24 protein-coding genes are annotated in these 25,376 nt (G+C 41.0%); 8 read left to right on the plus strand and 16 right to left on the minus strand.

The window, feature by feature from the left end; all coding sequences use genetic code 11:
* Positions 1-133: 133 nt before the first annotated feature.
* Positions 134-2,689: a TonB-dependent receptor gene (locus QMA00_RS08165; protein WP_076922280.1), complete on the minus strand. Its 2,556-nt coding sequence runs from the start codon at positions 2,687-2,689 to the stop codon at positions 134-136.
* Positions 2,690-2,866: 177 nt separating this feature from the next.
* Entirely contained in the window at positions 2,867-3,178 is a 312-nt protein-coding gene (locus tag QMA00_RS08170) for a DUF962 domain-containing protein (protein WP_076922279.1), read from the minus strand.
* Between the two features lie 157 nt (positions 3,179-3,335).
* Between QMA00_RS08170 and QMA00_RS08175 the strand changes: the two genes are divergently transcribed.
* Positions 3,336-5,492: a prolyl oligopeptidase family serine peptidase gene (locus QMA00_RS08175; protein ID WP_076922278.1), complete on the plus strand. Its 2,157-nt coding sequence runs from the start codon at positions 3,336-3,338 to the stop codon at positions 5,490-5,492.
* A 67-nt stretch (positions 5,493-5,559) separates the two neighbouring features.
* Here QMA00_RS08175 and QMA00_RS08180 read toward each other — a convergent pair whose 3' ends face one another.
* Positions 5,560-6,852, minus strand: a complete 1,293-nt coding sequence (locus QMA00_RS08180) for an anti-phage deoxyguanosine triphosphatase (RefSeq protein WP_138561180.1) — start codon at positions 6,850-6,852, stop codon at positions 5,560-5,562.
* A 181-nt stretch (positions 6,853-7,033) separates the two neighbouring features.
* Here QMA00_RS08180 and QMA00_RS08185 point away from each other — a divergent pair, with 181 nt between their 5' ends.
* A complete protein-coding gene (locus QMA00_RS08185) occupies positions 7,034-7,843 on the plus strand; it encodes a glucosaminidase domain-containing protein (protein ID WP_290156760.1) in 810 nt (269 codons plus the stop codon).
* Positions 7,836-8,495 carry a DUF2987 domain-containing protein gene (locus QMA00_RS08190; RefSeq protein ID WP_262975854.1) on the plus strand — a complete coding sequence of 220 codons (660 nt, stop codon included), beginning with the start codon at positions 7,836-7,838 and terminating at the stop codon, positions 8,493-8,495. Before QMA00_RS08185 ends, QMA00_RS08190 begins: the two co-directional genes overlap by 8 nt.
* 62 nt (positions 8,496-8,557) lie before the next feature.
* Here the strand turns inward: QMA00_RS08190 and QMA00_RS08195 are convergent, their stop codons facing one another.
* Positions 8,558-9,736 carry a GGDEF domain-containing protein gene (locus tag QMA00_RS08195; protein WP_262975855.1) on the minus strand — a complete coding sequence of 393 codons (1,179 nt, stop codon included), beginning with the start codon at positions 9,734-9,736 and terminating at the stop codon, positions 8,558-8,560.
* A 135-nt stretch (positions 9,737-9,871) separates the two neighbouring features.
* Entirely contained in the window at positions 9,872-10,762 is an 891-nt protein-coding gene (locus tag QMA00_RS08200; protein WP_290156763.1) for a TIGR01777 family oxidoreductase, read from the minus strand.
* A 433-nt stretch (positions 10,763-11,195) separates the two neighbouring features.
* Between QMA00_RS08200 and QMA00_RS08205 the strand changes: the two genes are divergently transcribed.
* Entirely contained in the window at positions 11,196-12,239 is a 1,044-nt protein-coding gene (locus tag QMA00_RS08205; RefSeq protein WP_262975857.1) for an AI-2E family transporter, read from the plus strand.
* Between the two features lie 39 nt (positions 12,240-12,278).
* Here QMA00_RS08205 and QMA00_RS08210 read toward each other — a convergent pair whose 3' ends face one another.
* Entirely contained in the window at positions 12,279-13,361 is a 1,083-nt protein-coding gene (locus QMA00_RS08210; RefSeq protein WP_262975858.1) for an FAD-dependent oxidoreductase, read from the minus strand.
* 310 nt (positions 13,362-13,671) lie between these two features.
* On the opposite strand from QMA00_RS08210, the gene QMA00_RS08215 reads away from it, so the two are divergent.
* Positions 13,672-14,022, plus strand: coding sequence for a VOC family protein (locus tag QMA00_RS08215; protein WP_262975859.1), 351 nt, complete (start codon positions 13,672-13,674; stop codon positions 14,020-14,022).
* A gap of 119 nt (positions 14,023-14,141) precedes the next feature.
* On the opposite strand, the gene QMA00_RS08220 is transcribed toward QMA00_RS08215, so the two are convergent.
* The 5 genes from QMA00_RS08220 to QMA00_RS08240 form a co-directional block, all read right to left on the minus strand.
* Entirely contained in the window at positions 14,142-14,555 is a 414-nt protein-coding gene (locus QMA00_RS08220) for a hypothetical protein (protein WP_262975860.1), read from the minus strand.
* Complete coding sequence (locus QMA00_RS08225; RefSeq protein ID WP_290156767.1) at positions 14,542-15,879, minus strand: ATP-binding protein; 1,338 nt, start codon at positions 15,877-15,879, stop codon at positions 14,542-14,544. The genes QMA00_RS08220 and QMA00_RS08225 overlap by 14 nt, the downstream gene beginning before the upstream one ends.
* Positions 15,873-16,547 carry a response regulator transcription factor gene (locus QMA00_RS08230; protein ID WP_008109187.1) on the minus strand — a complete coding sequence of 225 codons (675 nt, stop codon included), beginning with the start codon at positions 16,545-16,547 and terminating at the stop codon, positions 15,873-15,875. The genes QMA00_RS08225 and QMA00_RS08230 overlap by 7 nt, the downstream gene beginning before the upstream one ends.
* 3 nt (positions 16,548-16,550) lie before the next feature.
* The gene (locus tag QMA00_RS08235) at positions 16,551-16,811 is read right to left on the minus strand and encodes a PepSY domain-containing protein (RefSeq protein WP_016900388.1); all 261 of its coding nucleotides are present in this window, start codon (positions 16,809-16,811) and stop codon (positions 16,551-16,553) included.
* A gap of 163 nt (positions 16,812-16,974) precedes the next feature.
* A complete protein-coding gene (locus tag QMA00_RS08240) occupies positions 16,975-17,277 on the minus strand; it encodes a YciI family protein (RefSeq protein ID WP_016900387.1) in 303 nt (100 codons plus the stop codon).
* Positions 17,278-17,465: 188 nt separating this feature from the next.
* On the opposite strand from QMA00_RS08240, the gene QMA00_RS08245 reads away from it, so the two are divergent.
* Positions 17,466-18,890 carry a sodium-dependent transporter gene (locus tag QMA00_RS08245; protein WP_290156769.1) on the plus strand — a complete coding sequence of 475 codons (1,425 nt, stop codon included), beginning with the start codon at positions 17,466-17,468 and terminating at the stop codon, positions 18,888-18,890.
* A 54-nt stretch (positions 18,891-18,944) separates the two neighbouring features.
* Here the strand turns inward: QMA00_RS08245 and QMA00_RS08250 are convergent, their stop codons facing one another.
* Complete coding sequence (locus QMA00_RS08250) at positions 18,945-19,586, minus strand: CPBP family intramembrane glutamic endopeptidase (protein WP_262975864.1); 642 nt, start codon at positions 19,584-19,586, stop codon at positions 18,945-18,947.
* Positions 19,587-19,817: 231 nt separating this feature from the next.
* Between QMA00_RS08250 and QMA00_RS08255 the strand changes: the two genes are divergently transcribed.
* Together QMA00_RS08255 and QMA00_RS08260 are read left to right on the plus strand one after the other, a co-directional pair.
* Positions 19,818-20,087, plus strand: a complete 270-nt coding sequence (locus QMA00_RS08255) for an HU family DNA-binding protein (protein WP_262975865.1) — start codon at positions 19,818-19,820, stop codon at positions 20,085-20,087.
* Positions 20,088-20,309: 222 nt separating this feature from the next.
* A complete protein-coding gene (locus QMA00_RS08260) occupies positions 20,310-20,888 on the plus strand; it encodes a type 1 glutamine amidotransferase domain-containing protein (protein ID WP_290156771.1) in 579 nt (192 codons plus the stop codon).
* A 73-nt stretch (positions 20,889-20,961) separates the two neighbouring features.
* Here the strand turns inward: QMA00_RS08260 and trpA are convergent, their stop codons facing one another.
* The 4 genes from trpA to trpD are packed head-to-tail and all read right to left on the minus strand — an operon-like array spanning position 20,962 to position 25,366.
* Positions 20,962-21,783: a tryptophan synthase subunit alpha gene (gene trpA, locus QMA00_RS08265; RefSeq protein ID WP_290156773.1), complete on the minus strand. Its 822-nt coding sequence runs from the start codon at positions 21,781-21,783 to the stop codon at positions 20,962-20,964.
* Positions 21,780-22,964 carry a tryptophan synthase subunit beta gene (gene trpB, locus QMA00_RS08270; protein ID WP_290156808.1) on the minus strand — a complete coding sequence of 395 codons (1,185 nt, stop codon included), beginning with the start codon at positions 22,962-22,964 and terminating at the stop codon, positions 21,780-21,782. Before trpB ends, trpA begins: the two co-directional genes overlap by 4 nt.
* 7 nt (positions 22,965-22,971) lie before the next feature.
* Positions 22,972-24,336 (minus strand): bifunctional indole-3-glycerol-phosphate synthase TrpC/phosphoribosylanthranilate isomerase TrpF, encoded by a 1,365-nt coding sequence (gene trpCF, locus QMA00_RS08275; protein WP_290156776.1) that lies wholly within the window; start codon positions 24,334-24,336, stop codon positions 22,972-22,974.
* On the minus strand, positions 24,329-25,366 hold the full coding sequence (gene trpD / locus QMA00_RS08280) for an anthranilate phosphoribosyltransferase (RefSeq protein ID WP_290156777.1): 1,038 nt from the start codon (positions 25,364-25,366) through the stop codon (positions 24,329-24,331). Before trpD ends, trpCF begins: the two co-directional genes overlap by 8 nt.
* Between the last annotated feature and the right edge of the window lie 10 nt (positions 25,367-25,376).

Raw genomic sequence — 25,376 nt, forward strand, 5'->3', positions numbered from 1 at the left:
ACCACACCACATAGGCTCTGCCTTGCCTAAATACCAAACAGACTGCTGCAAATTTGACCTTGAAAGATCAACAGACCCTAATCTATTAAAAAAGCCACACTATTTAGTGTGGCTTTTTGGTTTAAGCTGCAGCTTAAAATTTCATTTCAATTTTGCCGTACACATAACGGCCATTAAAGCCAAATGGCGAAAAGCCCGAATACGAGAACAAGCGAGAGAAGGTAGTTACATCGCTCACTAAATCACGCGTTGGATCTGGGTATACATCAAACACATTATTAGCGCCTAAGCTCAGAGTAATGTTGTTATTAAGTGCATAAGCAACATCTAAGTCGGTGATCCACTTTGGCTTGAGCACTTCGTTACGCTCTGGAATTTCTGATGGGTCTTGTGTTTCACCATAGCGAGTGCTGCGAAGTGTGGTACGCCATTCGTTTAGTGTCCATGTAGCGCTTAGGTTGTATTTATTACGCGGGGTGCTTACTTCAAAACGGCGCAGTTCATTACCCGAGAACAAGTTATCTTGTTCAACACCTACGCTTTGTAGCTCAGCGGGTGGGTCAATAATATTAGTTACTTCGTTTTTGCCGTAGTTATAGCCTAAATTAAACGCTACATCGCCGTAGTTATCGGTCATTAGGTTGTAAGAGGCAACCACATCAACGCCACGGGTTTTGCTATCAATCGCGTTTAAGAAAAACCGCCCTTGGTTAGCCCCTGTACCCTCAAGTAAGCTTGCTACACCTGCGCCCGACAGGTTATTTGATAACACAATACGGTCATCAATTAATATTTGGTAGTAATCAACAGATAAGCTGAAATTAAAGTCGGTTGACCAGGTAAAACCTACCCCGTAGTTGGTGGCTTCTTCTGCATCTAAGCCCGGTGATCCCAATGCAACGGCTACATCACTGCTTGGGGCAAACGTACCTGTTTGTGTTGGAATACCATCAACAAATACGGTCGCCACTGAGGTAAAATATTGCTGTTGCAGAGAGGGCGCTCTAAAGCCGGTTGATACAGAGCCGCGTAATGCTAAATCTTCTGTTAGCGTATAACGGGTGGCAATTTTACCATTAAGGGTATCACCAAAGTCTGAATAATCTTCATAACGCGCTGCTACGGCAACGTTCCAGTTATCTGTAATAAACGCTTCTAAGTCAATGTAAAGGCTAACATTATGGCGGCTGTTATCACCCGCAGACTCAGGTGTGAAACCGGGGAATACTTGCGAACCTGCAGAGCCAAATGGGCCATTAACTGGGTCGGTTACTGCGCCACCAGGGCCAAAAGTGCCCTGTGCGTATGAGGCTTCTTCGCCTGCCTGAATTTCGTAGCCTTCACGACGATACTCAGCGCCCACTGCGACGTTGATTCCGCTAGCTAAAAACTCTGCATCAATCTCGCGGCTAAAATCAAGGTTAATAGTCAGCTGATCGTAGGTAAGTGTACCGGCATCAAAACTGGTTTGACTGCTAGGTCCATATGAGGTGTTTAAGCTATCAATAACACCAAAGTTAAAGGCATCTTGGCCGTATACAGCAGAAGCGTCGTAATTCCATTCATTAGCAAAACCTTTTACGCCAAGTGCTAACGAAAAATCGTCAATATCTGAGGTGATCACCGGTAAAAAGCCATCAGGATAAATATCTGTTACGTTACGGCTGTCTTGTGCGCGACGATAAAAACCTCCGCCTTCGCCTTCACGCTTGCTGTAAGAGCCAAACGAGTAGAGCTCGGCATCGTTAGTTAATTGATAACCGGCATTATAAAACAGCGCGAAGTCTTCAACGGTGCCATTGCCAAAGTTATGATTGTAACGATCCCATGTGAACTCACGCGGATCAAGAGAGCCATCAGGTAGGCGGGCGTAATTTTCGCGCTGGTCATAATCAGAGCGATTCGTTGAGCTACGGTCGCGATATTCAGTAGAAATACTTAAAAAGCCGTTATCACCTAATTCAAAACCCATATTACCTTGTAAGGTTAACGTTTGGCCGTCGGTAAGCGAGCGGTCGCTGCCTTCATTAAAGGCTAAGTTGCCATTGGCGTCTTCAGAAACGGATTCTAGTTGAGGCACACCCTGCATTTCGGTGATGTTTGCTCCATATACAGCACCTAGGCTGCCGCCACTGCTATTACTTTTAAGGACAATATTAATCACACCGGCAATGGCGTCTGAGCCATATTGCGCTGCGGCACCATCGCGCAATACTTCTATTCGCTCAATGGCATTGGCTGGAATAGCGTTTAAATCAACCGATGATGATCCACGACCGGTTGAACCGTTTAAATTAAGTAGTGCATTACTATGGCGACGTTTACCATTTACGAGCACTAAGGTGTGATCAGGTGCTAAGCCACGCAGTTGAGCGGGGCGCACATGGTCGCTGCCATCGGTGATTGATGGCTGAGGGAAATTAAAGCTTGGTAATAAAGTGCTCAGTAGTGCATTGGTTTCAGTTTGCCCTGAACTTTTTAGGGCATCACCGCTAATGATATCAATCGGAACTGGGCTGTCTTCAACTGTGCGGCCGAGTCGGCGAGAGCCAATTACACTAATTTGTTCAATATTTTCTTCTGCTTGTGTGTCTTGCTGTGCGGCATTTACCGACCACGAGCCAAGTAGTGCAGCGGCAACACTGAGTGTAATGGTTTTTTTTGCTGTAAATAGCTGTTTTAGTTGCATGATTAGTTTCCCTCATTCAATGCTCTACAGGTAATTCAATTATTAATGAACTAATTGAAATTTCTGTTGTCAAGGTAGACCATTTTTATAACCAAGGTCAATTGAATTACATTCAATCTACAATTTATTTACAGCGGCAGGTGGACTATTTGAGTAGCCTGTAGCGTAAGTCGCCATTTACCATTTAATTTTACCTGTGAGCATATCTTTAAACATTACCCAATCGCCCCATAAACTATACAACGGGTGCTTAAATGTAGCAGGGCGGTTTTTTTCAAAAAAGAAATGCCCAACCCACGCAAAGCCATAACCAATCACTGGTAATAACCATAACAACATAATTTGTGAGCTAAAAAACGCATAGCCTGTCAGTAACAGTACTAAACTACTGCCTATAAAATGCAATCTACGACAGGTTTGATTACGATGCTCTTTTAAGTAATAAGGGTAAAAGCGTTTAAAGCTGGAAAAGGATTGGGTTTCTGTCATTACTTAGCCTATTGGTGTTTAAACGTTGTTCATTAATGTATTTAAGCGTAACTAAGCGCAGGTTAACAGCGATAAATGACGTTTACCGCATCTTAATAGACAAAAGCAGGAAAAGTTAATAACTTAGAGTGATTATCAACAAGGGAATAAAATAACAATGCTAAAAAAAACACTGACCTGTGCGGTTGTAATCGCACTTGCGGGTTGTTCACAACCTGCAGAAAACACCTCTCAAAATGAAGTAAAAACAGCAATGAAAGCAGTTAACTCTCTAGATTACCCTGAAACTAAAAAAGGCACAGTGGTTGACACTTACTTTGGTGAAAATGTGGCTGATCCGTATCGTTGGTTAGAAGATGATATGAGTGATGAAACGGCTCAATGGGTTAAAACACAAAATAACCTAACCTTTTCATATTTAGAGCAAATACCGTACAGAGATACGTTAAAGCAGCGCCTTGAAAAGTTAATGAACTACGAAAAAATCAGCGCGCCGTTCACCGAAGGTGATTACACCTATTTTTACAAAAATGATGGCCTGCAAAATCAGTACGTTTTATACCGCAGTAAAGACGGGGGCGAGGCTGAGATTTTCTTAGATCCTAATACCTTTAGTGAAGATGGTACCACTTCAATGTCGGGCTTATCATTTTCAGAAGATGGCTCATTGTTAGCATACCAAATATCGGAAGGTGGCAGTGATTGGCGTAAAATCATTGTTATAGACACCGAGACCAAAGAGCAAGTAGAGCAAGCACTGGTTGATGTTAAATTTAGTGGCGTGAGTTGGTTGGCAAATGATGGTTTTTATTATTCAAGCTACGACAAACCAGAAGGCAGTGAGCTTTCTGCAAAAACTGATCAACATAAAGTGTACTACCATAAATTAGGCCAAGCCCAAAGCGAGGATACGCTAGTATTTGGCGATACCGCTGAGCAAAAGCACCGTTATGTAGGCGCTAAAGCGACCAAAGATGGCCGTTATTTGTTTATTAGTGCTAGCGTATCGACCTCAGGCAATAAGTTATTTATTAAAGATTTAACTAAGCCAGATAGCGAGTTTGTTACCGTAGTGGGTAATACCGACTCTGATACCAGTGTGATTGATAACGAAGGCAGCAAGCTATTTTTGGTTACTAACTTAAATGCTCCGAATAAAAAAGTAGTGACGGTTGATGCAAGCAACCCGCAACCTGAAAACTGGCAAGACTTTATTCCAGAAACCGAAAACGTACTTAATGTAACGCTTGGCGGTAACACATTCTTTGCCAACTACATGGTTGATGCTATCTCTAAAGTGAAGCAGTACAACAAGCAGGGCGAATTGATCCGCGATATTAGTTTACCAGGCGTTGGTACGGCGAGTGGTTTTGGCGGTAAAAAAGAGCAAACTACGCTTTATTACTCATTTACTAACTACAAAACACCTGGCACGACTTACAGTTTTGACGTACAAAGTGGTGAGTCTAAAGTATATCGTAAGTCAGGGATTGATTTTAATAGCGACAACTACACCTCTGAGCAAGTATTTTATACCTCTAAAGATGGCACTAAAGTACCGATGATTATTACTTACAAAAGTGATATTAAATTAGACGGTAGCAACCCAACTATTTTATATGGCTATGGTGGCTTTAATATAAGCTTAACACCTCGCTTTAGCTCTACAACAGCGGCTTGGCTTGAGCAAGGCGGCGTATACGCAGTGGCAAACATTCGTGGTGGCGGTGAGTATGGTAAAGAGTGGCATAAAGCGGGTACGCAATTGCAAAAGCAAAACGTATTTGACGACTTTATTGCTGCTGCACAATACTTACAGGATAAAAAATACACCTCTAAAAAGCGCCTAGCACTGCGAGGTGGTTCAAACGGCGGGTTATTAGTCGGTGCCGTAATGACCCAGCGACCTGACTTATTTCAAGTGGCGTTACCTGCGGTAGGCGTACTGGATATGCTTCGTTATCATACTTTTACAGCGGGTGCTGGCTGGGCATACGATTACGGTACTAGCGACCAAAGTAAAGAAATGTTTGATTACTTAAAAGGCTACTCGCCAATTCATAATGTAAAAGCAGGGGTTGAATATCCGGCGACGATGATCACTACAGGCGATCATGATGACCGCGTTGTACCGTCGCATTCATTTAAATTTGCAGCAGAGCTTCAAGCGAACCAAGCGGGCACTAATCCAACGCTTATTCGTATTGAAACCAATGCAGGCCACGGTGCGGGTACGCCAACAAGTAAAATTATTGACCTTTATGCCGACATGTACGGTTTTACGCTTTACAACATGGGCATTAAATCACTTTAATGTGACTTTATAAGCTAACGAAAAGCCGAGTTACTTAAATGACTCGGCTTTTTTTAGGCTCACTACTTTATTGTATGGGAGAGAACAACCGTTGATAAGTTTTATAAGCGTATTCGTCGCTCATACCGCTTAAATAGTCACAAATAATACGCATACCTTGATTGTGTTTTTCAGCTTCAAGGTATAGTGCCTGCGTGGTTTCGGGTAATAAGCGCAGCGGATCGCTGGCAAACGCAGTAAATAATTCTATGAGTAGGTTTTGCCCTTTAAATTCTATTTGCTGCATTTGTGGGTCGCGTATTAAACGCTGAAATACAAAGTGTTTGAGGATCTGTAGCACATTTTCGTATTGCTGATCTAATTTTGCTGTGTGCTTTAAAATAGGGCACTCAAATTCATTGTTTTGGGTATCTAAATGAATATGAATAATAAAGGTATTCACCAGTTCGCCTATGGCGTCTTTTCGCTCATGTTCATACTTTGAAAATAACCGCTTGGAGAGTGACTCCAGCAAAGTGTTTAACCAGTCATAGTCAAGAGCTTGTAAATGCGGCAATGCATGGGTTAGCCAATCGTCTAAACTAAGAACATCGGTAGCAATTGCATCTTCAAGATCGTGAACGGCATAAGCAATGTCATCAGCCAGTTCCATAATGGCACTGTCGAGTGATTTATAACGGGTTTTAGCGCGGTAAGCATCTGCGTGTTCTTGGCTAGATAATAACGCTTTATCACTTGCGCTAAGAGGCTCAATAATCCAATTAAATATCGCGGCATCGTCATTGTAAATACCTTTGGCTGGTCGCCAGTCATCGGCTTTTATAAACGCACGCTGTTTATTTTCTTGTGGGATGTTATGCCAAAGGTTATCAATAAAAGCTGGGTACTTAATAAATCCTAACAAGGTGCGTCTAGTTAAGTTCATGCCGTAGCCGTTACTATAGGGCTCTAGCTTTGCCACAATGCGCAGTGTTTGTGCGTTACCCTCAAAACCACCATGATCACGCATCATATAGTTAAGTGCAATTTCGCCACCATGCCCAAACGGTGGATGGCCTATATCGTGGGCTAAACATAAGGTTTCGAGTAATCCTGTTGATGGAAAATGTTCAAAACGAGGGTGCTGGGCTTTTAAGTGACGTAATATGCCGGTGCCTATTTGCGAGACTTCTAATGAATGGGTAAGGCGTGTACGGTAAAAGTCGTTTAAGCCAATACCCATTATTTGGGTTTTAGCTTGAAGACGCCTAAATGCAGCAGCATGAATGATTCGTGAGCGGTCTATTTGCCAAGGAGAGCGGTTATCGTTTGGGCGGTGCTTATATTGTTCAATAATTCTATTTTGCCACTGTTTATCCATGTCTCAACCTATCAATTCGTCTTCGGCTTTAGCACTTAGTATATTATAAATTGTAAGCAATAGGTGTATGAATTTTATTCGGTTGTTCAGTATTCGCGTTTATAAAGTGGCTTAGGTATAATGATGTTTCGTATGTATGTGACTACACCATACATAACTTAGAGTTAAATTGAGATAATACATGTTAAAAACTATTTTTCAGTTGTTGTTAGCCGCCATTGTTATTTGGGCGTTGACCCTTCCGTTTATTGATGCTGATGAACTAGTATCAGACGAGCAAACCAGCTCTAACAACATTAAAAAAGAGAAGAAAAAAGAAAAACCATTGCACAACGTTAAGTTGCCAAAGTTCTCAGAATTCACTGATGTGAAAGAGAAAAAACATGCGTTTTTTAACTTCATTAAGCCTCATGTAGAAGCCGAAAACAAAAAGATTTTACAGCAACGTGCAAACATTGAAATTGCGCGCATGATGCTAGAACACAGTGAACCGCTTAGTAAAAAACAAGCGGGCGACATAAAAAAAATACTTAAGTCGTACGGATTACCTGAAACGTTAGATACCATCACCTTAAACCAAGCACTGCGCCGAGTAGATATTATTCCTAAAGAACTTGCCTTAATGCAGGCAGCCAATGAGTCTGCATGGGGCACTTCACGTTTTGCACGAATCGGCTTAAACTTTTTTGGCCAATGGTGCTACAAAAAAGGCTGTGGCATGGTACCAAGAAGACGTAATAGTGAAGCCGAGCATGAAGTGGCTGCATTCAAATCGGTACGTGCAGCAGTAAGCTCTTATTTTAAAAATATTAATACCCACAATGCTTACAAAGAGCTACGTACTATCCGCGAAGACTTACGCGCACAACAAAAACCAATTTTAGCGACTAAATTAACGTATGGTTTAATGTCTTACTCTGAACGTGGTGAAGCGTATATTGAAGAGCTAAATACGATGATCAATCAAAACCGAGCGTACTTTGATGAATAAGCCGTTATTAAAATTAGTTACAGCCAGCTTTTTAGCAGTAGCAGCTAGTAGTGCCGTTGCTAAAGAATTTGTGATGTCGTATGACGGTTTTTACGACCGTTTAAAAGTAGTAAACAAAGGCGATTTTCAGTACGCCCGCGTAAACTTTTATATTAGCGATATTGGTACTAACGAAGTTTGTAGTATTAAAAACGGTACTATTTTAACTGAAAAAAATGAGTACCCGCTTAATTATACCGACAAAGCGCAATTGCTATTACCGTTCGATAAACAGCTAGATACCGACAAAGCGGTGATTGTGGTTCAGCCTAAAAATCCGGTTCATGATTGTCAGTTAAAGCTTCAAATAGAGGCCAACGAGCTAGAAGGGCTAACCTTTTCAAAGCAATCATTATTAACCATTAATAATGAGCTTGAAGCGCTTTTAACAGACTTGTCGGGCTTTTTTGTTAGCAAACTAATGTGGTTTTTACTGCCTGAGCAAAAAGGGGTGGTTGTTACTTTTAATGCGCCTAAACAATTTGATGATGAGCGCATAACATGCGAAGAATCAGTATGTTATTTTGAAGTAACAGACAGCTGGCAAAACGACACCAAAGTATTGGCTGATATAAACGAGGTAGTTAAAGTAACGCCTTGGATCAGTAAGTAATAAAATTAATTGGTTTGATTATAAAGCGGGGTCATGTTTGCCCCCGCTTTTTTATAGCTAAATTAAATGATGGCAGTGGGAGCTTTGGTTAATAAGCTTTTTTCATCATGAGTAACAACTTTATTTCGGCCCGTTTCTTTAGCAAGGTAAAGGCGTTTATCAGCTTGTAATAGCAGCTCTTGCATATTTAAATCGCGAATAAGTGCGCTACTTACTCCAGCACTAACAGACAGTGCAATACTATTACCGTTAAAATAAAAGGGATATTGATCAATACTTCTGCATAGCTTTTGGGCTAACTGCCTTGCTTGAGTAAGATTTTTTTGGTTAAGGAAAATAGCAAACTCTTCTCCGCCAATTCGAGCGGTAATGCCTGCTTCAAAAAACAATTCGTTAATATGTTGTGCAATCCACTTTATTGCTTCGTCGCCAGTTTCATGACCATATCGGTCGTTCACTTGTTTAAAAAGATCGATATCGAGCATAATTAACGACACTCTGCTGTTAAGTGGTGCAGTGTGGGTTATTTTTTTACACAGGCGGAAAAAGCCTCGTCTGTTTAATAATTGTGTAAGCGGATCGTGATTCGCTAAGTTTATTAGTTTTGATTCTTCATTGGCAAAAGCAATAAACGGCAGAATTAATGCACTGGCTGTGGTTAAAAATAAATGCGAGACCAATAATAGTTGTAACCCCGCGGCTAAGGTCGCCTGACTAATTTGGCTAAAGTAGGGTAAAACAAGGAGTACAACTTGCAACAGCATTACTAGACTGTGTAGTGAAAAGCAGGCAATTAGTAGTCGTTGCTGTACTTTAGCAACACTGGGGGTTTTAATCATTAAATAAGCCGCGTAGCTAAATAGTACGGCAGTAATGATACTGGTAATAATTTGCCCAGCATCAATGAGATACACAGCAAGTAGCAATGTGCAACATATAGCACAGGCATAATATAAAGGCGTTAGCTTTACTGCAAGCACCGTACTTTGTGGTATTAACCCTAAAATAAGCAGGAGTGGGGTTAAAATAATAAATAGGTAAGCAAAAAAGTAAGTTAAAAGTGGATAGTCAATCACTCCTCTCAAACCAATCAGGGCAATAGCGGTTATAAACGAGCAGCAGGCAGTAGCAAAAAATAAAAAGCTAGGTTGTTTTTTATATGAATACACTGAAAAAAAGAACACTGCAATAAACAAGTTAAGAATAAAACAGAGGCTAATTAATGTGGGTAAATGAAGCATGTTTTAGTTGCTCTTTTAGCTGAATAAGAAATAACGCTTAACTAATTATTAGGTAGTAACACTAAAATAGCAAGGGGGTAAAAAGTATTAACTTTATACTCCCTTGCTACAAACTTAACCCTTTAAGGTCAGTCGTTAAACTAAACTTTTTAATGCGGCATCGATTTCAGAAAAGTGAAAACGGTAATTATTTTCTAATGCTTTTTTAGGCACCACAAATTGGCCGGTTGTGAGTAGATCTGCCATTTCTCCCATTAGAACATTGAGCACAGCTGCAGGCATGGGCATAAAGGCAGGACGTGACAGTGCTTTACCCAATGATTGGCTAAATTGTTTATTGCTCACCGGATGCGGGGCAGTGGCATTTACAGCACCAGAGATACCTTGATTACGAATCAAAAATAAAATGAGCTGCACCATGTCATCAATGTGGATCCATGACATACCTTGCTCGCCATTGCCAATTGGCCCGCCTAAACAAAGCTTAAATGCAGGCAACATTTTTCCAAGTGCACCGCCTTTTTTAGCCAGTACAATACCTGTGCGAAGTAAGCAAACACGAGTATCGTCAGACTCAGCTTTTAATGCAGCGAGTTCCCAATCTTTACAAAGTTGGTGACTAAATTCATCGTGGGGTTCTGTGTTGTTTTCATCAACTTGGGTTTTACCTTGGCGACCATAATAGCCTATTGCACTGCCTGAAATAAACGTATGTGGCGGTGTATGACATTGACTAATTGCATCACTTATGGCTTGGGTAATAATAATTCGGCTATCGCGTATTTTTGCTTTTTGTTTATCACTCCAGCGTTTATTAACGATAGGTTCGCCGGCTAAATTAATGACAATATCGACCGTATTAAAATCGACATCGTCTAAGCTGCTAATAGCATTTACTCTGTGGCCTAACAACACTTTAGCTTTGGTTGGGTTTCTACTTAGTACCGTAATGTCGTGGTGGTGCAATAAGAAAGGGCAAAGGTGCCTACCAATTAAGCCCGTGGCGCCTGTAAAAAATATATGCATTGCAACTCCAAAATTATAAATAAAGCGGGATGTTTAAAATTTATACTCCCCAGCTCAACGATTTGCAAATTTATACGTACTAATCATTATTATGATCACCTAGGGTCTGTTGGTCTTTGCGGATTAATATTTGTTCAAACTAGGGGCGATTTAATCGCGGCGCGAGGTTTGTAACCTAGTGGGCTAAGTCAAAACCGAGCAACAAAGAGTAAATTGCCCCTAGACAGAACCCGAAGGGCAGCGCCTGTTTGGCATTAATGCTGCGTTATCGCCTATTTATGGGGAACAACCACACCACATAGGCTCTGCCTTGCCTTAAAACCAAAAAGACGGCTGCAAATCTAATCTTGAAAGGCCAACAGACCCTTTAACATTTCATTCTATTGGGTTTTGCCTTACACTGAAGCCAAATAACAGCAATAGGATAAGAGTATTGGCAAGTTTAACTGGGGTAAATAAAAGCTTAATTATTTTTGCAGCGTTGGTCATTGTATTAGCGGGCATTAAAGCCGCAAGTGCTATTGTTATTCCGTTTATTTTGGCCGCATTCATCGCCATTATTTGTAGCCCACTCATTAATTTTTTTGCTCGCTACCGTATTCCAAAAGGCATAGCGGTGGTGCTTGTAGTGCTTATTATTATGGGCTTAGGTGTTAGCTTAGGCGGTTTAGTGGGGCAGTCGGTTAACGATTTTTCAAAGCAGTTACCTGAATACAAAGCACAGTTAAAAGAAGAATTTGTATGGCTGGTTGATATGGCCTCGCAATACAATATTTTAATTAATAAAGAACAAATTTTGTCTATGTTCGACCCCGGTAAAATGGTTGATGTTGCCACCAATATGCTAACCGGCTTAGGTAGCGTAATGGCCAATATGTTTTTAATTATTTTAACGGTTGTTTTTATGCTGTTTGAAGGGCCCATACTTGGCAAAAAGATACATTTAGCACTAGACGACCCCGACAGCAAAATTAAGCAAATTGACCGCTTTTTAGACTCTATTAACTCTTATTTGGCCATTAAAACCCTAGTAAGTTTAGCCACCGGTGTAATTGCTGGTTTTTACTTGTGGATACTCGATGTTGATTACTTTGTACTTTGGGGCGTATTGGCATTTATGCTTAATTACATTCCTAACATTGGTTCAATCATAGCGGCTGTTCCAGCACTGTTACTGGCGCTTATTACTCAAGGCCCCTTAGTGGCAGGGCTTGTTGGCGCGGGTTATTTAACTATAAACACCGTAATGGGTAATATTGTTGAGCCTAAATACATGGGTAAAGGTTTAGGGCTTTCTACGTTAGTGGTGTTTTTATCGTTAATATTTTGGGGCTGGCTATTAGGCTCTGTGGGTATGTTGTTATCGGTGCCGTTAACCATGATTGTAAAAATAGCGCTAGAAGCCAGTGACGAAGGGCGTTGGTTAGCAACCATGCTTGGCACAGGTGAAGAAATCGTCATTAAATCAGAAGACTAATACCTTACAAAGGCGTGGCTAAGCACGCCTTTAACATTATTAAGTATTTATTAAATTAGCTAAGGCGCTATCTACGGCGTTTATAGCCCCCTCTAAATAGCCAGCCTCCTGCTTTGCAAACTCACTGCCCACAAAATGCACTTTTAACTGTTTAAGCTGCTCGCCAAGCCCTGAAAAATTAAATTCAGGATGCTGCGATACACCTAGTTGGTCATCCTTGTTGGCCACAAATTCATCCTCAGCCCAATCTTTTAATGTGCAATGAGTGGCAGTATAAGCCTGCTCACCATAAAAATAGCCAAGCTGATCAAGGCAAGCTTGGGTTAATTGCTCGCGAGTTACTTGACTGCGCTGCAAGTAAGGCACACCAATAAAGCCAAATAGAGCAGGGTGAGCATGATCACTTGCTGAGGCATCATGAATTTCTACTAACGGGCCAACACGGCTAAAACATTGCCCCGATAAGTTTTTATCACGCCAAAAAGCGTGCTCAAAAGTGGCAACAAACTTTGCTTGGCCTGCCATCCACGTCGGCACCGACGCTAAACGCTGTGTTAAAACATTATCGGCCCATAAATGCGGGGTTAAATGTTGACTGATCATTCTAGGCGGTAATGCCAACAGTAACTGATCGCAAGTATAGTGCTGCCTACTCTCTTGATAATTAGCGCTTATACGCCAGCAATCGGAAAGCTTTTTAACTTCACTAACAGCGCGCTCTAATTTAACGGTGTTTGGGTCAAGCTGCTGATAAAGCGCACTAATGAGCTCGTTCATACCGTTTTGAATTCTAAATAGCTGCATCTCACCTGCGCCTGCAATTTGCTGAGCAGGGGCAGTATGCGATGCTTGATACAACACATCGCCTTGGGTGTATTGCTCAAAAACAGGGATGTTTAAATTAGTAACTAACTGTTGAATATTAAGCTGGTGCGGAAATATCCAGGTAGGGCCTAAATCGTGGCTAATGGTGTTACTGGTCGGTAAATAATGAGACGCAATTCTGCCACCTAAACTGGCTTTGGCCTCTAATAATAAAAACGGAATATTTCGTTTTTTAAGGTTGTAAGCAGCATATAAGCCCGCTAAGCCACCACCAATAATAACCACAGGTTTACGCATTTTAAAATCACTTTAGTCAAGTCAATCTATTGGTAGGTAGTTTGTGGTTTTTGCGTGGTTTTGTCAAAATGTTTTAATCAACAAATTCTTGATCGCTTAAAAAGTCGTATATTAACTACAGAGCAAATCAACTTAGATATATAAAAATCCAGATAATAAGCTGTTTAAGAATGACAACCAACAGTGTTTATGTATCGCTTATTTCAAATACCTGATGTTTGCTTATGATTATTGAGCATTGCTGCTATCTTTATTTATTACCAGTTCAAATCGCAAATAATATAAACAAGAATAAGGGCAAAAAACTAAAATGACTCAAAATAATAAAATTAACTATATTGAGATTCCTGCACAAAATATTGCAGCTACTAAGGCCTTTTTTAGTGACGTGTTTGGCTGGTCATTTGTAGATTATGGCCCAGAATACTGTAGCTTTTTCGCACAAGGGGTTGATGGTGGTTTCTTTAAATCTGACTTGGTTGTTGCTACTAAAAACGGAAGCCCGTTAATTGTGTTATACAGTAATGACCTTGAAGCGACTCAAAATAAAATTGAGCAAGCTGGAGGCAAAATAATTAAGCCTACATTTTCATTTCCAGGTGGTAGACGATTTCACTTTAGCGACCCAAATGGAAATGAATTTGCGGTATGGTCACAGTAGTCACACTGCAAACTATATAAATACAAAAATGCAGACTTTAAGGCTGCACTTCCTAAAATACCAATAAACTAACCACTAAATTAGCAAGAAACAACACATAATGTTCAATTAAGAGCAGGTTAAAGTCCCATTTTAAGCTGCTGAATAAATTGCTCTATCATTGCTATTTCACACTCTTTATAAGTTACTACAGCTTCTGGTGAATTAGGCTGTTTTAACATATAACGCCACTGGCAACTTTTTTGAATGTACTTGTCTTTGGCGTTAAGGCTTTGCTTAAACAATGATAAAATGTAGGTGTTACCAGTTTCACTTTCTAATTCGGCCAGTTCAAAGGTACGCTTTTGGATCCAGCTATCTTCTTGCTGTTGCACTTTATTTAATTTGGCGTCTAAACATTGTGTGTAATCTTTAATTTGCTCGGGTAGGGCATTGTTTTGCAATGTACACTCTTGCACTGCAGCCATACTTTGCTGCGCCCATAAAAATAAAAGGCTTAAGCTAAAACAAAAGATGTAGTTACTTTTTTTCATGGTAATTAAACTCGAGAATAAATTTTGCACCGCCTAAACGTTGCGACTGAGATATAGTTAACAGCCCGTGATACGACTTAACCAAGTCAGATACAATAGCCATACCAACACCGTGGCCGCTTTCGTAGGTATCTAGGCGCGTACCGCGTTGTAATAACGATTCGCGTTTATCTGGCTTAATGCCCGGGCCGTCATCACAAATGCTTATACTGAGCGTTTTAGCTTGTGAAACATTAATACTGACTTGGGAGCGACAGGCTTTACAGGCATTATCTATTAAGTTGCCTAATAACTCCATTAAATCGGTTTTATCACCTAAAAAGTAATCTTTATCACTCACTTTGCAATTAAATATGATGTCTTTATCGCGATAAACCTTACCCATTGCACTTAAGATAGAGTCGATAACCGGTTTGATGGGGGTTTGCTTTTTCCATGTATCGGAAGCCCCAGTAGCAGCACGTTTTAATTGGTGCTCGATCATCACATTAATTCTGTCGAGTTGTTCTTGTGCGTCGGCATCGTTGGCCAGTGGGCTTGATTTTAATACCGCCAACGGCGTTTTAAGTGCATGTGCTAAATCGCTGAGTGAGGCGCGGTAGCGTTCTTTTTGGCGTTGCTGCGATTCTAACAATAGGTTGAGGTCGGCTTTTATTGTTTGTAGCTCAACTGGGTATAAGCCTTTAATTTCTTGAATATCACCCGATTCAATGGCTTTTATTTCTTTATCTAGGCGCTGCAGCGGCCTTGCACTCCAAATAAAACCAATAGCCATTAACCCTGCAATGGCAATCCCCATTATAAACATCCAATCGACTAAGGTTTGTTTAAACCCGTCCATTAAACGCAGTAGGGCATCGTTGCGTTTTAGTAAAATAAATCGTGCTTGTTCTGATTGGTCAATATTATTAAGAATGACCGTTAAGCTTAACTGCCAATAGGCGGTGTTGTTATAAACCACGCGTCTAAAGTCTGCGGCACCGGCTTTGGGCTCTATATATTGGGGAACAAAGTTAACGTTAACCGCCGACTCAGAATGCCAAATAGGCACATCGTCACGGTAAATCATGGCGTAGGTGTCTGAGTTTAGGTTGTTGAGTTCGGGCGTTAAGATAGAGCTGGGCATGATAATACCGCGCTCGGTAAAATCAACTTCGGAGATGAGTGAATACAGGTGCGCTTCGAGGTTTTTTTCGGTGGCATCAACAAGTGACGCGTAATACGCCTTACCTATGGAGTAAAACAAAATAGGTAAGGCGACTAATAAAACAAAGACAAGGATAAATCCTTGCCTTATTTTTAACGAAATTTGCGGTGCTACCACTGGCTTTTAAGCCTGTAACCACGCCCACGTAGTGTTTCTACTGGGTTAAGCACACCGTCAGGGTCGAGCTTTTTACGTAAACGCAATACAAATACTTCAATGACGTTTGAATCAAGATCGAAATCTTGGTCATAAATATGTTCTGTTAACTCAGATTTTGAAATTACTTTTTGCGGGTTAACCATTAAGTATTCAAGCACTTTATATTCGTATGCAGTTAAGCTTAGCTCTTTGTCGTTTACCCATACTTGTTGTGAACGCGTATGAATTTTAATAGGGCCGGCCGTCATTTCTGGGTTTGCTTTACCTGCACTTCGACGAATAAGCGCATTACAGCGAGCAATGAGTTCTTCAACATGAAATGGCTTAGTTAGGTAGTCGTCAGCGCCCGCATCGAGGCCTTCAACTTTGTCTTGCCAGCGATCGCGTGCTGTTAAAATTAAAATAGGGATAGTGATCCCTTGGGCGCGGGCTTTGTTTATAAGCTCTATGCCATCTATTTTAGGCAGGCCTAAATCAACCACTGCCATGTCTAAAGGGTATTCTGTTATATGAAAAAGGCCCGCTTCGCCATCGTGACATAAATCAACACTGTAACGCTCTTTTTCTAATGCATTGCGCAGATTATCTGCCAAATGTAAATCATCTTCTATTACTAAAATTCGCATTGGTTAATCCTTTTTCACTTCGCCAGTTTTTTTGTTTATCTTCAAATCGACGACGTGGCCGTCAGCTTTTAAAATTCGTACTGTATAAAATTGTGTTTCTTCTGAAATTTTTAATGTTGTACCGTCTGTGGTTTGTTTTGCAAGTATTACTGCTTTCTTTTTGCTTATCTCAATTTTATCGGGTGTGCTGTTAGTATTATTTGCATGGGCAACATTAGCCAAACAAAAAACAGCAATTAAATTGAGTGTTAATAATACACGCATTACGAAACTCCTAGAACATACCTGCTTAGCCTAAAAAACTAAGCCACTAAAATTTAATTACTCTATTGAGTATTTAAATTTTTATAAGACAAAGTCTAATTAAAAATGAGTGAACAAACCCTGAATTACTGGTTGCAGTTAAACAAGGGAACTCACGTTAATGTTAAGCAGGGAACACTTTTTTGAATGGTTTAACAATTGAGTTTTCATATACGCCACCCGCAACATAAGGATCATCTGCGGCCCATTCTCTGGCATCTTCTAAAGAGTTAAATTCAGCAATCACTAAAGAGCCAGTAAAGCCCGCATCTTGAGGGTCTTCACTATCAACCGCTGGAAGGGGTCCGGCTGTTAATAGTCGACCTTCGTTTTCTAGCGTTTGTAAACGTGCTAAATGAGCAGGGCGAGCAGCTTTTCTGTGCTCTAAGCTGTTCTGGACGTCCGTTGAATAAATCATATACAACATAAAAATACTCTCAAAACTTGTTAAATTTAATTAACTGCATACTAGCATAGCGTTGATAAATGGTGAATTAAAAGTGTTTATGGCGATGTTTACAGCAAGAATGTTTTTTTACGCGGTAATTGCTTGAAAAGCGTTGTGTAACACTGGTAGAGTCCCTTGGATAAGATAAATAATAACAAGGTTATTACATGAGTGAAAATAGAGAGCACTTTAGCTCCCGCTTAGGATTTATATTAGCAGCGGCGGGTTCTGCTGTGGGCATTGGTAACTTAGTAGGCTTTCCAGTTTCTGCGACTAAGAATGGCGGTGGTGCATTTTTGCTCGTCTATGCTTTGTTCGTCGCATTCATTTGTTTACCCGTCATGATGGCCGAAATGGCTATGGGTCGCCACGCACAAAAAGATCCTCTTGGTGCATACAAAGCGTTAGCCAATAACGATAAGAAATGGAAGTTTGCTGGCTTTTTAGCCGTGTTAACGCCATTTATGATTGCCGTTTTTTACATGGTGATCACGGTGTGGATTTTTGGTTACTTAAGCCAAACAGCATTTGGTAATTTGGATAAGTTGGCAAACCCTGGGCACTTTGATGAGTTTATTAACAGCTACACGGTGTTTGGCTACATGGCACTGGTTGTGGTGATTGTTAACTTAATATTGGTCGGTGGCGTAAAAGATGGCATAGAAAAAGCGGCTAAATTTTTGATGCCGGCGTTATTTGTCATGCTTATTATATTAGTGGGTTATGTACTCACTCTTGATAACGCAATGGCGGGTGTGAAGTACTATATTATTCCTGATTTTAGTAAAATGAATGCCAGTGTTCTTAATGGCGCATTGAGCCAAGCGTTTTTCTCATTGTCGTTAGGTATGGGTATTTTAATTACGTATGCCTCTTACATTTCTAAAAAAGATGACATTGTGGGCAGTGCGAAAATGGTTGCCATTACCGACTCATTAGTTGCCTTTGTTGCAGGCTTAATGGTGTTACCGGCTATTTTTAGCTTTGACCCAAATACCGATCCAACAAAGTTATCTGACTCGTCAGTTTCAATGATTTTTGTGTACTTACCAAAAATCTTATTAGCGTTACAACACGATATTGGCTATTTTGGCGCATCAGCCGTGGCGTTTATTTTCTTTTTGCTGGTATTTTTTGCTGCAATTACATCACTGGTATCTATTGTTGAAGTGCCGACTGCCACACTAAGTGACCGTAAAGGCATTAGCCGTAAAAAAGCGCTAGGCATACTTACCTTATCAACCGGTGTGTTAACCATTATGTGTATTATGTCGTTTGGTATGATTGACAGCCTAACTACCTTTACTAGCTACGGCAGTGGTAATAAGAGCTTTTTTGATGTTGTTTATGACGTATTTTACGACACAATATTGCCTTTAAATGGTTTAATGGTGTGTTTGTTTGTAATGTATAAATGGAAGAAGGTTCGTTTAAGTGAAGAGCTAAGACAAGGTTCGCCTAATTATGCGAATAGCTTTATGGAAAAGTACGTTAACTTTTCACTGCAAACCTTTATTCCAGCGATATTATTAATCATTTTTGTAAATACCGTTGCGACCAAGTTTTTTAATATCAGTATTTTTGGTTTTTAATTAAAAACTAATTTAATAAAGCCGCGCTTGTCGCGGCTTTTTTATTGCGGTTAGTTAATTCAGTGCACCCGAATCTAAGTAGTCACCAATCCCTAGGGTAAACATCCAAATGCCCCATAAGCTGTGCTCAATAACACAGGCAAAAGTTGAGCGGCTTTGCGCGTAGGTATAGGCAAACATTAAGCCACCGACAAACGCTAAACTAACAGCTATCCAATTGGCGTAAATAATATGTGCCAATGCAAATACACTGGCGCTAATAATAATGCGCAACCATTTACTGGGCATAATGCGCTTATAGCGATGAAAAAAATACGTTCTAAATATTAACTCTTGCGGGATCACCGACAATAAAGGGTAGAGCAGCAATAGCATCAGCCAATCGGTGAGGTTTTCACGCGGTAAAGTAAACCAGTGTCCTTGGTAGAGTAGGTTGTAAAACACCCCTGAAAATAATGCGCCAATAAAGAAAAAGCTAAACATACGGCGCTTCACAGCAGAAAACTGCCCCATACTGGTTAATCTAAATCGCTTAAAGTGAATGTCGTTTAGTAGCAGCATACAGCACACACTCATTAAAATGATCAGTGCTGGAATAAGCCAGTTAGATAAATACTGGCGAATATTAAAGCCAATTAAAGGCAGGATGATAAAAATAAAGGTAAATTCAAACCAGCGGTATTGATTAGCGTTCACGTTTGCTCCCGGTGATTTTTATTTCACCTTAGCAAGCGATTAAGTCATCTTTATGACTATAAAACAGCCAAGCTGATTATATTTAACGCCACTCATTACCCCCTATGCACTTTGGGCTTGGTTAAGGTTGACTTACCTCCTTGTAACCCTTAGCCTGCCTGCTTTTATTTTTACATCATTGTATTGCCACGCAAGTTGGCTAAAGCCAGCGCGTGTATTTAGGAGCAAAAAATGAATAAGGCAGAACTTGTTACAGCCATGGCACACACGAGCGAGTTAACAAAAAAAGACGCACAAGCAGCGTTAACCAGCTTACAAAAGGTGATTACTAAATCATTGTCTGAAGGCGATCAGGTACAAATATCTGGTTTTGGCACTTTTGCATTAAGTTATTACCCAGCCCGTAAGGGTCGTAATCCACAAACCGGCGAAGCAATAGAAATAGAAGGGGCTAATAAAGCAGTCTTTAAGCCAGCCAAAGCGTTAAAAGACAGCCTTTAATAGACAGTGCCTGTAAGGGAGTTTTGTTATTTAAACAAAGCATGTACCTTGCAGGCTATTTCCATTTTTGAAAAATGGCTGTGTAGTATCTGCAACCACTGTAAATAATTTACATAGCGCTCTCATCTCTTTTTATAAAACGCCAATATTATCAGCGTGTTATCTTTGGTGTGTGATATGCAGTAACCTCTGTGTATCAAAAAATAAGATAAGGAGTATTTAATGAGTAATTTACATAACAGCACCCGTTTACAAGGTAAAAAAATTGCCATTTTAGCCACCGATGGATTTGAACAAAGCGAGCTACTTTCACCGCAAAGCGCATTACTAGAGGCGGGCGCCGATATAGAGGTGGTGTCTATTAAAGAAGGGCAGATCACAGGTTGGAATATAGATAATTGGGGTGAAAAAGTAACCGTTGATAAATTAGCTGCAGATACCAATGCCGCTGACTACGATGCGCTTTTACTGCCGGGTGGTTTGTTTAATCCCGATAGCTTACGTCAAAATACAGATGCCAAAGCGTTTGTTGATGGCTTTTTTGGAGCTAAGAAAAACAAACCCGTGGCCGCTATTTGCCACGCGCCGTGGTTATTAGCTGAAATTAATAAGCTCAGAGATAAAAAAGTGACTTCCTTCCCTAGTATTAAAAGCGATTTAATTAACGCCGGAGCTCATTGGGTAGATCAAGAAGTGTGTGTTGATAACGGCTTAGTCACTAGCCGCAGCCCTGCAGATTTAGATGCATTTAATGCAAAATTTATTGAAGAAATACTCGAAGGTAAGCACCAAGCGCACTAGCTGTGGGCTTTTAAATAGAAAAGGGCATGTTATATGCCCTTTTTTATTGATAATGATAAAACACAGCTCGCTATTAAAGCGCAGTAGCGGCTTTCATATCGCTTACAAATGTTTTTAGCTGCGAGGTCATCGCGTCTATATCATCTAAGTTTGCTTCAATGATTTTTACCACAGCAGAGCCCGAAATAGCCCCCGCAGCACCGGCTTTAAGTGCCGCTTTTACATCTTCAGGCGTTGAAATACCAAAGCCTAATAACGCAGGCGCACTGTGGTACTCTTGCAAACGCGTAACCACATGCGTTGCTGGCATTTGTGCTTTCGTGTCTGTACCTGTTACCCCTGCGCGAGAAAGCAAGTAGGTGTAGCCACGGCCGTATGAGGCACATTCACGCAGGGTATCGTCACTGGCGTTCGGTGTAGCGATAAAAATCGGGTCTATACCATTGGCCATGGCTGCTTTTCTAAACATTTTAGACTCATGCAATGGCACATCAGCCACTAAAATAGAGTCAACACCCACTGCTTTTGCATCGGTGTAAAACTTTTCTAAGCCACGTTTAAATATTAAGTTTGAATACAATAACAAACCAATTGGGATGTCGGCATTGTACTGGCGTATTTCTTTAATAATATCAAAACAATCTTGTGTATTAATGTGCTCATCTAAAGCACGAATATTGGCCTTTTGAATAACAGGGCCGTCGGCAATCGGATCTGAAAACGGAATACCTAGCTCTAGTCCATCTGCGCCGCCATCAATTAAGCTTTTAATAATTTCGATGCTTTGCGCTTTACCTGGATCGCCAATGGTTACAAACGGCACAAAAGCACCTTGGTTTTGCTCTTTAAGCGCGGCAAACATTTGTCCATAACGGTCAGTTTTTACGTGGTTCATAGTTGACCTTCCTCTGATAATACCTTGTGTACGTGGGCTAAGTCTTTGTCGCCACGACCACTTAAATTAATAACAATGATACTGTCTTGCGTTTGCTCTTCTGCATATTCGAGGGCATAGGCTAGCGCATGACTTGATTCAAGCGCAGGAATAATCCCTTCGTGTTTAGCTAATGCTTGAAAGGCATCAAGTGCTTCGGTGTCGGTAATACCGACATATTGAGCACGGCCAGTTTCGTGTAAAAAGGCATGTTGAGGGCCAACTGCGGGGTAATCTAGTCCCGCCGATACAGAGTAAGACTCTTCAATTTGGCCATCTGTATTTTGCATAATATAAGTGTAAGTACCGTGCAAAATACCTTTTGTTCCTTTACAGATGGTTGCGCCATGCTCGTGCGTGTCTAACCCTTTACCTGCAGGTTCAACGCCAATGAGTTTAACGCTTGGCTCATCAATAAAATCGGTAAACATACCAATTGCGTTAGACCCACCGCCTACACACGCAATAACCGCATCAGGCAAACGGCCTTCGGCTTTAAGTACTTGTTGTTTTGCTTCTTCACCAATTATTTTTTGATATTCACGTACAATAGTCGGGAATGGGTGAGGACCTGCTGCAGTACCTAAAAGGTAATGAGCCTCTTGATAATTGGCTGACCAATCACGCAATGCCTCGTTAACCGCATCTTTTAATGTGCCCGAGCCTGCAGTTACTGGAATAACTTCAGCGCCCATTAGCTTCATTCTAAATACATTTGGTTGTTGGCGTTCAACATCTTTTGCACCCATATAAATGCGGCATTTTAGTCCAAGTAACGCACAGGCAAGTGCCGTTGCAACGCCATGTTGGCCGGCGCCTGTTTCAGCAATCACTTCCTTTTTACCCATACGTTTGGTAAGCAGTGCTTGGCCTAAAACTTGGTTTGTTTTGTGCGCACCACCATGGAGTAAATCTTCACGCTTTAAGTACAGTTTTACTTTTGGGTTTTTAACTAAGTTACGCGTTAAAGTAAGCGGGGTAGGACGACCAGCATACTCGTTAAGTAATTTACTTAGTTCTGCCTGAAATTCAGGATCTTTCTGTGCTTTATTAAATTCGTTTTCTAACTGCTTAAGCGCAGGGACAAGCAGTTCGGGTACAAACATACCGCCAAACTCGCCAAAATAAGCTGGATTTTGCATTTTAACCTCAATAATTTCTGATACTTGTAAAAGCATGATGTAGTTTGTTTGCACACTTTTTACCTGGAGACTCTTCAACACCTGAATTTAAATCAAGCCCAAGAGCACCTTGAAAAAGTGCATCGCTAATATTGTCTGGGTTTAAGCCGCCAGCAAGCATAAATGGGGTCGTGGCATCGCGAAGCACCGACCAATCAAATGTTTTGCCTGTGCCGCCAGCCTGTGAATCACTGTGAGTGTCGTATAAATGGCGATCGGCTCCTGTAATAGGTTGAGGTAAAGCATCTTTGATTGCCTGTGCTTTCCATATTTCACAATTACGTGGTAGTTCATTACGTAACGACGTAATGTAATGTTCATCTTCTTGTCCATGTAATTGAACAGCTGACAGTTTCAGTTGTTTAGCATGCTCAGTAACCTCTGCAATGGCGGCATTAACAAACACCCCAACAAATTTTAGAGGAGCACTTTGGCTGATTTCTTTGGCGCAATCTAAATCGACAAAGCGCGGCGATTTTGGATAAAAAATTAATCCGCCATAAAGGGCACCGTTGTCGTAAGCCGCAATGGCATCTTGATTACGGGTTAATCCACAAACCTTGTTTTCGCCTAGGATTACGCGGCGACACGCTTGTAATAAATCAGCCTCAGCCATTAATGAGCTGCCAATTAAGAAACCATTACATAAAGGCGCTAAACGCTTTACATCTTGATGGGTATAAATACCTGACTCTGAAATAACCACTTTATCGTTAGGAATAAGCTTACGTAGTCGTTCGGTTGTGGCTAAGTCGGTGCTTAAATCGCGCAAGTCACGATTATTAATCCCAATTATTTGTGCATTGTGTGCCAGTGCACGATGCACTTCTTCTTCGTTACTCACCTCAGTTAGTACCGACATATTTAACGAATCGGCGACTGCATGCAGCGCTTTATACTGCTCATCGTCAAGCACTGATAGCATCAGTAAAATAGCGTCGCCGCCATAAATACGTGCCATATAAACTTGGTACTCATCAATAAAAAAGTCTTTACAAATAAGTGGTTGCTCTACTTGGCTGCGCACAAACTCAAGGTAATCAAAGCTACCCTGAAAGTACTTTTCGTCAGTTAATACACTCATACAGCTGGCAAACTGTTTATAAGCTTGCGTGATTTCTGTTAAATCAAACGGCTGACGAATTAACCCTTTAGAAGGCGATGCCTTTTTGCACTCTAAAATAAACTGCGTGCCAGGTGCCGCTAACGTTTGATAAAAGCTACGCGTGGTGGGTTTAGCTTGATGCTTAAAGCTCTCAAGTGGGCGTGCTGCTTTGCGTTCAATGAGTTCTATTTTTTTATCGGCAATAATTTTGTCTAATACATTAGCCATGACTTACCTCAATAATTGCATTTAGTGTGTCCATGGCCTTGCCTGAACGTAATAAAGAGTGTGTAATTTGTGCACCTTGTTTTAACGATTGTGCTTGACCAGTTAAGTACAGCAATGCAGCAACGTTAACAATAATAGCGGCGTTATGTGCCTCGCTACCTTTGCCCTGTAAAATGGCAAGGCTGGCGTTTGCATTGTATTGTGGGCCTTCACCGGCTAATTGTTCAAGTGAATAGTTTGCAAGGTCAAAATCACTAGGGTTGAGCGTGTATTGGGTGATTTTGCCGTTATCCAGCTCAACAACCTGTGTTGGGCCATGTAAGGCTATTTCGTCGGTGCCAGAGCCGTGAACTATCATAGCGCGTTTAGTGCCCAGAGTATGAAGAGTTTGCGCCATAGGTAGGCACAAAGATTCATCGTATACCCCGAGTAATTGAACATCTGGAGCAGCGGGATTAGCTAGCGGCCCAAGAATATTAAAAATAGTACGGGTTTTTAAAGTGGTTCGTACGTTCATCGCATGGCGCACGCCGCTGTGATAGTGCGGTGCAAATAAAAAGGTAAAATTTGTATGTTCAAGGCATTTAGCCGCTTGTGTGGGAGTCATATAAATATTGATCCCCAAGGCTTTGAGTAAATCAGCAGACCCTGAGTTACTCGATACACTGCGATTGCCATGTTTTACCATATTAACACCGGCAGCGGCTGCCACAATTGCCGCGGTTGTACTGATATTAATAGTGTTCGAACCATCGCCACCGGTACCGCAGCTATCGGCAAGTTGAGTTTTATTGGTTGTAAATGCCACGGCGTTTTCACGCATTGAGGCTGCAGCACCGGCGATTTCATCGCTTATTTCACCTTTTATTTTAAGGCTAATTAACAGTGCAGAGAGCTCAATATCGCTCATATTCCCTTGCATAATTTGATCAAAAAGTGTTTTTGCTTGTGCATAGCTCAATGATTGCTTGGCAATAACGTGCTCAATAGCCTGTTGAACATTAAGCGAGTTTTGTAATTGTGTAGTCATAATGTTCCCT

Origin of the sequence: Pseudoalteromonas sp. APC 3694 (assembly GCF_030407565.1) — a bacterium.
GTDB classification, from domain to species: Bacteria; Pseudomonadota; Gammaproteobacteria; order Enterobacterales; family Alteromonadaceae; genus Pseudoalteromonas; species Pseudoalteromonas tetraodonis.